The sequence below is a fragment of the Mesorhizobium sp. M4A.F.Ca.ET.050.02.1.1 genome (assembly GCF_003997725.1).
In the GTDB taxonomy this organism is placed as follows: Bacteria; Pseudomonadota; Alphaproteobacteria; order Rhizobiales; family Rhizobiaceae; genus Mesorhizobium.
Genome location: NZ_RZSG01000308.1, coordinates 1 through 6,638, shown reverse-complemented (window position 1 = coordinate 6,638; position 6,638 = coordinate 1). Strand labels below are relative to the sequence as shown.

Below are 6,638 nucleotides of genomic sequence, written 5' to 3'. Positions count from 1 at the left end.
GATATGGACGTGCCTCGTCTCGGCATGATGTGCGAGCACGAATTTGTGCCCGGGCGCGCGCTCCTCGAGCACGGCCCGCGCGACCGCCATGATGGCTTGCGCGTCCGTACCAGCCCGGGCAGAGAAAAGCAGGTGATAGGCATTGCGCCGCTCCCGGCCGGAAAGTTGTGGCCGCCATTCCTCAAAAATCGCCGCGGCCGCCTTCGTCGGCTGTTTGCTGGAAACCGCCTGTCCATTCGCCTGGCGAACCTGATCGAACGCCCGAATAAATTTTTGCAGAAAATATTACGCCTTACGCGCATTGCCGACAGCCGCCGTCACTTCCGCTGTGGCCCGAATACCGGCCTCCCCTAGGGCTTCGCGCAAGCCGGCTTCGATCTTATCGAGCGCTTTGCTGCGCGAATTTGCACGCCCGGCCGATAAAACCTTGGCAAGCGGTCCGGCGCGTTCTCCTGTGTGGCCATAAACGGCGACGCTGTTGCCGGTGCGAGCATAGACGAAAGGCTTCGATCCGAAGGCCGCGTTCAAAGCCTCGCCAAGCGCATCGTCCGTGACGTCACCGGCGAGCTCGAACCGCACCTCAATGAAATTCGTATTCTCAAGCTGGGGCTCGAACGTCTGCGTGAATTGGTGCAGGAAGCCGCGACGGTCCTGGGCATTGGCAAGCCCCTGTCCGCTATCGGTGAAGATCTCGATTTCGCGCTTCTCGCCCCGTTCATTGGCGCGTGTGCCGATATAGGCGAGCAGGGCGCCGGCCTGGTTGCCATTGGCCGCGCTCGACAGGACCTTGAACACGGCCGGCTGCGCACCCGCGGCATAGGCCGCTCGCGCCGCAACGGCCCTCGCCTCACGCGTCGGCCGGGCGAAGTGTCGAGCGGACGGGAGCGCGCCCGACCTTCCGCCGCCGCCGCCACGGCGCCGCCATTCTTCTTCCTCTTCCTTGACGAAAGCGCCGAGTGCCAGGTCGAAAATCGCTATCGCCCCATTTGCGTCGCTGGATGAACGCAAACTCCCACTGGTGCCCACAGACGGCGGTTTGGCGCTGGGCGGTCCTCCTCGGCCTGTGGACGAAACAGGTGCCTTCGCGACGTGGGGGCTCGCTCCCAGGTGCTTTGCGCTCGCCATCGTCCATTGGGCACCAGCCATAGGCGAAGCCGAGCGGGCCGGGGCGAGCCCGCTCGCACGGATGTTCATCGCTTGCCGATCGGCCGTCTCCCGGCCAGCCGCTTGCAAAGGCCTATCCTCCTCGAGGTCCTCGAGATCGCCGGCGCCGGGTACGCGCAAATAGCGTTCGATCTCGGCAGCGTATCCGACGAGACGGCCGCTCATGCCTTGCCCTCGCTTCGCTTGCGCGGCCGGGCAACCATCGCCTTTAGTTCTTCGCGGAACCGGCGCACGAGCTCGCCAACGGCGATCAAGGCGCGCTCGAGGTCTGCGTCATACGCCACCCGGCCCTCGTTCATCGCGCGGACCGCCTGGTTGAAATTCACACCGACGCGGCGAAGCTGGTCAGTGGCCTCCTCGATGGAAGGTCGCAGCTCCCCCGTCGCCTCCGGCAGAAAGCCCGCCTCGGTCCGAACAAGGCGGCGAACGACTTCGCTGACCGTCACCGACTCCCTGTCAGCCATAGTGCGCAGCCGCTCCAGTTCGACGCTTGAGAAGCGCACATGCAGGACTTCGCCATAGCGCCGCGATGCGTTCTGCGTTTCTGCTTGGCCGTTGTTGGGTCTCATCTTCAAGCCCGCTTGCGGGCGCTAAGGCCCTTGGGCCGCGCCGTCCTTTTTCGTGTGTAACACAAAAAAGGCTATCCTGCCAAAGACAAAAACCAACATCACCAAATATCTTTGCGGTGATACTCCAAGTCACCCCCCGCTTTCGTTTCAAAATCATCTGCTACATGTTAGCAGCGAAACATGCTCCATCGGAAACATCTTGCATCGTCAACTTATCGACAGGCTACCTTTGCAACATGGTTCTGTCTTTACATGTGGCCTTGCTGCGGAATCATCGTGCTAACATGGAGACAAATCGCAACGAGCAGGGAACGTGAGCTCGCGCCATCGGGATCACGGCGACCCCGTGGGGAGGTAAGGCAATAAGCTGAGGCATGCGACCGGCCGACAAGGCGCGGCTGATTTGCGCCGGGCCGAGCATCTGGCCCGGCCCCGCCTGTGTGGCCCCGAGCGTTCACTGCACCCCCTCACCGACGCGGATGCCGCGGGGCGGGCTGACCTACTCGTTGGGTAGCTTGTGCTTATGGGCCTTGATGTAGTCCTGCACCGCCCGGCGCAGCAACTCGGTCATGCTGTGGCCATTGCTGACCGCGAGCAGCTTGAATTGGCGTTGTTCGCCGGCCGTAAGGTAATAGCCGCAGCGCACCATTTCCTCTTCGCGGATCTTCCTGCCGGCAACCGGATCCTTTTTCTGGCCCTGTCGCAACATTTTGCGGAAGTCCGGCCGAGCTGACGTCCGCGCCGCTTCAGCCTCCGACGCCGCCGCGGATGCGACGGCAGGCGGCTGGGGGGCGGGATCCGATTTCGGAGCGATGAACATGCTCGGAAGCGCCGGCGGCTCAGTTATCGCTCGCATCATGCGAGCCTTCTTGTCGTCTTGTGTGTCCGGGAGGCTTTTCTCGGTCATGCCGCCTGCCTCATTGCTTCGGTGAAGGTCTTCAGAACATCGTCGAAGACCCCTTCACTTTCGGCAATCGCCTTCGCGTCGGCCTGATCGGCGCTGTAGAGTGTCTGGCCGCTTTGCAGGTCCCGATACGCGACACGGTTTTGCAGCGCATGGTCGGCGATCGGCGTGCCGTTCGCCTGAATGATTGCGCGCAGCTCGCTCAAGGCTCTCGCCTTCGCATCGATGATGGTCTGTTTTGTCAGGACAAACACGGCTGGCAGCGGCCGGCCGCGTGTTTCGACCGCGAGCGGAATGTAGTGGTCGGTGATCTGGATTGCTGCGGTCACGTCGTCGAGCGCGAAGAAGATCGGCACCACCACGATATCGGCGGCAAACAGCCCGGCCATGAGGTTGTCGTTCGTGGTGCCTTCGGTGTCGATCAGCACCACGCTGCGCTCGCCATTATACAGATCCGCCGCCTCCAGGATCTCGCGCGGCGTCGTGGCGCTGACGAGCTGGAGTGTCTCGGGACGATTGCCGGCCTCCTTGAGCATCTGAGCCCACCGGCTCATGTTCTGGCGAACGTCGCCGTCGATGAGTGTCACCGCGTAGCCGCGATTAAGGGCGACCGAGGCGAGCGCGCGCAGCAGGGTCGATTTGCCAGTGCCACCTTTGGCGATAGCGGCAGATATGATCATAGCTCGGGGGACCTTCGATGAACCGCTTTTATGCCAACCGCCTGCCCGGCAATTGTCATAACCGAACCCAAAGTGTAGTGTCAATTTATGAGCGATCAGCCGGACAGGACAGTGATGTTCAGGGCAGCTTTGGCCGAGATCTCGACGCGCGACGGCTGCGAGGCCGCGCTTGATGCCGCAGCCGCCACGCTGGCGCATTACAGCGCGCTTGCCTCCGTCGGCATGATGCGCCAGCGCGAGCTGATTTTGATGGTGCCGAACAGTAAGGTGTGCGGAACGGATGATTAGGGCAGTATTGGTGGCCGTAGCGGCGGCTGCGAGCGTCGGCGCCGCCGCTCCAGGCGATCAGACCAAGGGGACGAGCAGCAATCCGATGTGGCCCGCGGGGTTGCGATGGGATTGCGCCACGGCCGCGAAAATCGTGTGTGAACGCGACGGCTCCTGCAAGGTCGCAAAAGGGGATGCTTCATTCCTGCTCAACTACGACAACAACAATATCGAGTTTGCGAGTGGCGATGTGCGCATCAAGCGGCATTATCAGCAAACGGTGCAGGCAAGCCCTCTGCAAAGCGAGGTCAAGGTGGAGCTTGCCGACAACCGCGTCATCTGGCTGACGGCGGTAGACGCCAGTCGCACCTATTCCGACGCCTGGGTGGGTGCCCTCACTGAATTGAAGGGTGGCGCCGTCCTTTTGGAATCCCAAGGCGTCTATTGCACCCCACACAAGTGAACGCCGCGAACCGGGCCCGCGCCAGGGACGGCAGGGCTTCCTGCCAGCGGCCCGTTATCTCCGGCCTCCGCCGTCCCTACGGCGCTATTGGAGGCGCGCTCCGGCTCCGGCTCTTTGGGCATGGGAATTGCGGCGACACAAAAGAAGATGCTTCGACGGGACGGACCGGATTGCGGGTCAGATAGGCCCGGTGCCACCAGCGTGCGATAACCGCAGGAAGGATTTGGAGGGGCGTACTGATCGACCGCAGAGCTGCGCCGAATCCGGACCTTCGCAGGCAGATTGCAGCTGCACTGCTTGCCAGCCATCGGGTCCCCTGGAGAACGCGACAACGCCATCACCTTCGCCTTTCCAGGATGTGCGAAGCTTGTACTTCACGGCGCGTTGCACGCCGGGTCCCATGATGTTCTTCGAGCACTCTCCGATGCGCAACGTCGCTTGATCAGTATTTTTCGCTCGCCGGAAAGCGCCCAAAGCCTCGGCCGGCGATGGAATCTCAAGGCCGGACGCGGCAAGTTTCGCACACAGTGCCGGCTCGGACGCAATCGCCGCGGAGAGCTGGCTTTGAGTCGGATAGAATGCGAGCGTGCCGCCTATGCCGACCAATGTTCCGGATGCCGCCGCCAAAATAAGCGCCCCCGCATTGAACATGATTACGGCTTCGGAAAAACGTTGAACGTCGACGCGATAAGGTCCGTCGTATAGACGGTTTCGCCGTTGCGTTTGAAAGAGTTGTTGCTGATGCGGCCTTCGACCAAGACCACATCGCCGGGCTTGGCGTTCTCCGCCACCCAGGCGGCTTGCTTCTCCTCCAGGACCGTTACCTGGACCCAATCCGTGGCTTCCTTGGCAACGCCTTGTTCGTCGCGCCAATTGCGGTTGGTGGCAATGTTGACCCTCGTGCTTTTGTCGAAGGGCGCGACCGACCCGACATTGCCATGAATGGTGAACCTGTTGACGCTTTTCATCTGGGTACTCCCTCATTTCGTGCGACTAATTTAGCCAGCCGGGGTGACTCGAGATTACGGTCTGCTAAGGTTGAACCAGGTGCGCTGCCGCAGCCCGTTCGCGTCGTCGTAATCGATGTAGTAAGGCTTCGCGCGGCGCCGGCGTTGAATGTCGTAATAGGTGGTCGTTCGATCGTTATGTGCTCCGCTGGAGACATTGGTAAGTTGGACCGGCACGGTGCGGTCGCCGAGCTGGATTGTCCCCGTCAAGCCTCCATCGGCCTGACCGTGCCGCGCTCCAAAGTTGGCAGGCTGACCGAGATTGCCAGCCGCGATTCGGCACATGCTGGCCTGCTCTTGCCCCGGGCGGTCGCTGGCCGGCGCGTAAGGCGTCCACCCCTGCGGGCAGGCCTCATACAGGTCGTAGCCGGCGCCGGACGAATTGGCCTGCGGGCAAGTCGGCCACGAAAACCCGGGCAAGCCCATGGCGTCGATCAGCCGATCTATCGGCGGATGACAAGAGGGTGTGCCCTGCCAGTCACCAGACAGACAAAGCAGGACCTGACACCCCCACTCGGATGCGAATGTTTGGGACGGAACAGATGCGGTGCCCGCGATCGCGGCAGCGCCCACAACGAGACATTTGAGCATGGTGATGGCTCTTTTCCTCTGAGGGTTTTTGACACTTTACTATGGTTTTTGGCCCGGGAAAAGGGCAGACCGAACAGGCGGGTTCGTGCGAATACATAGATTCATGCTGCCAAACGAAGCGGGCGAGGTGAACAACCCGCTTCGGGACAATATCGCGTGGTTCCTCGAAGCCGAGCGCCAGAAGCGAGAGCTTCCCCATCAACACATGGCGGAACTGTTCAAGACGTCGTCGGGTCAAGGGCTGGCATACCGCACCTACATCCGCACCATGAGAAAACGAAACAACGTGACCCTGCGCACAGTCGAGCAGATGGCCCAGGCGCTCGAGGTGTCGATCGCGACAATTCTGGTCGGCGGCGCCAAGCTGAAACCGTGGGCGCACAAGCTCACCGAAAAATCGATCCGCGCGCGCCTTGCCGACATCATCAACAGCGAGCGTGAGCGCCGCAAACTGCTCCGCTATCAAATGGCGGAGCTACTGGGCGTCTCGGAGATTACTTTCACAAAGCTTGAGCGCGCGGCTGGCAATATCAGTGTCGATACGATCGCCGCCGTAGGCGATGCGCTCGGTCGCGATCCGGCAACCTTCCTGTTCCAGGAACGTCGACAGCCAGCACCAACCGGCTTGAACAGGCGCGGCCGATCGCCGAGGCTGCTTTAAAAACAGCCTCGTGGAGCCCTTAGGGGTTCCGCGGCAAGCGTGTTTTGGCGACTAAGGCGTCAGCCGGTCGGCAATGCGTGACTGGGGAATGGCTTCGGCCCATCCGGCGGCCAGTCGGATCGGCTGCCGAATGGTCGTCCGCTCTGATTATTGCGGGAGCTTCCTGTGGACGCCGCTTTTTTGAAGGCAGTCGGATAAAATTTGAGGCCGAGTTTGGGCCGAAATTTCGCAACCCAGGCGATCTGACGCCGATGCACGACGACAATGTGATTGGTGAGGTTCCTGGCTCGCCATTGCCTGCGCTCGGTGACGCGCAGCAGACCGAGCCTGCT

General features: G+C 61.8%; 11 protein-coding genes and 1 pseudogene. 4 read left to right on the top strand and 8 right to left on the bottom strand.

From position 1 onward, the window contains the following. The coding region (locus EOA33_RS39755) for a hypothetical protein (RefSeq protein ID WP_210212584.1) at nt 1-354 on the top strand (354 nt) is incomplete at its 5' end. Here the strand turns inward: EOA33_RS39755 and EOA33_RS39750 are convergent. The 4 genes from EOA33_RS39750 to EOA33_RS19695 all read right to left on the bottom strand — a co-directional run bounded on the left by EOA33_RS39750 (nt 286) and on the right by EOA33_RS19695 (nt 3,317). Beyond that, the gene (locus EOA33_RS39750; protein WP_210212583.1) at nt 286-1,329 is read right to left on the bottom strand and encodes a hypothetical protein; all 1,044 of its coding nucleotides are present in this window, start codon (nt 1,327-1,329) and stop codon (nt 286-288) included. The two genes, EOA33_RS39755 and EOA33_RS39750, sit on opposite strands and share 69 nt — an antisense overlap. Beyond that, a complete protein-coding gene (locus EOA33_RS19705) occupies nt 1,326-1,739 on the bottom strand; it encodes a plasmid mobilization relaxosome protein MobC (protein WP_127406347.1) in 414 nt (137 codons plus the stop codon). The genes EOA33_RS39750 and EOA33_RS19705 overlap by 4 nt, the downstream gene beginning before the upstream one ends. Nucleotides 1,740-2,232: 493 nt before the next feature. Further along, entirely contained in the window at nt 2,233-2,640 is a 408-nt protein-coding gene (locus EOA33_RS19700) for a hypothetical protein (protein WP_127406346.1), read from the bottom strand. Further along, nucleotides 2,637-3,317: a ParA family protein gene (locus EOA33_RS19695; RefSeq protein ID WP_190234313.1), complete on the bottom strand. Its 681-nt coding sequence runs from the start codon at nt 3,315-3,317 to the stop codon at nt 2,637-2,639. The genes EOA33_RS19700 and EOA33_RS19695 overlap by 4 nt, the downstream gene beginning before the upstream one ends. Nucleotides 3,318-3,404: 87 nt before the next feature. Here EOA33_RS19695 and EOA33_RS40625 point away from each other — a divergent pair, with 87 nt between their 5' ends. Both EOA33_RS40625 and EOA33_RS19690 read left to right on the top strand, forming a co-directional pair. Continuing rightward, on the top strand, nt 3,405-3,605 hold the full coding sequence (locus EOA33_RS40625) for a hypothetical protein (RefSeq protein WP_190234312.1): 201 nt from the start codon (nt 3,405-3,407) through the stop codon (nt 3,603-3,605). A 10-nt stretch (nt 3,606-3,615) separates the two neighbouring features. Continuing rightward, nucleotides 3,616-4,047, top strand: a complete 432-nt coding sequence (locus EOA33_RS19690; RefSeq protein WP_245482381.1) for a hypothetical protein — start codon at nt 3,616-3,618, stop codon at nt 4,045-4,047. 177 nt (nt 4,048-4,224) lie between these two features. On the opposite strand, the gene EOA33_RS19685 is transcribed toward EOA33_RS19690, so the two are convergent. The 3 genes from EOA33_RS19685 to EOA33_RS19675 are packed head-to-tail and all read right to left on the bottom strand — an operon-like array spanning nt 4,225 to nt 5,645. Further along, a complete protein-coding gene (locus tag EOA33_RS19685; RefSeq protein WP_127406344.1) occupies nt 4,225-4,698 on the bottom strand; it encodes a hypothetical protein in 474 nt (157 codons plus the stop codon). Nucleotides 4,699-4,700: 2 nt separating this feature from the next. Beyond that, entirely contained in the window at nt 4,701-5,015 is a 315-nt protein-coding gene (locus EOA33_RS19680; protein ID WP_127406343.1) for a single-stranded DNA-binding protein, read from the bottom strand. A 54-nt stretch (nt 5,016-5,069) separates the two neighbouring features. After that, nucleotides 5,070-5,645, bottom strand: coding sequence for a hypothetical protein (locus EOA33_RS19675; protein ID WP_245482380.1), 576 nt, complete (start codon nt 5,643-5,645; stop codon nt 5,070-5,072). A gap of 103 nt (nt 5,646-5,748) precedes the next feature. Between EOA33_RS19675 and EOA33_RS19670 the strand changes: the two genes are divergently transcribed. After that, nucleotides 5,749-6,306, top strand: coding sequence for a helix-turn-helix transcriptional regulator (locus tag EOA33_RS19670; protein WP_127406341.1), 558 nt, complete (start codon nt 5,749-5,751; stop codon nt 6,304-6,306). 59 nt (nt 6,307-6,365) lie between these two features. Here the strand turns inward: EOA33_RS19670 and EOA33_RS39745 are convergent. Next, a pseudogene (locus tag EOA33_RS39745) lies at nt 6,366-6,638 on the bottom strand (hypothetical protein); the annotation flags it as partial.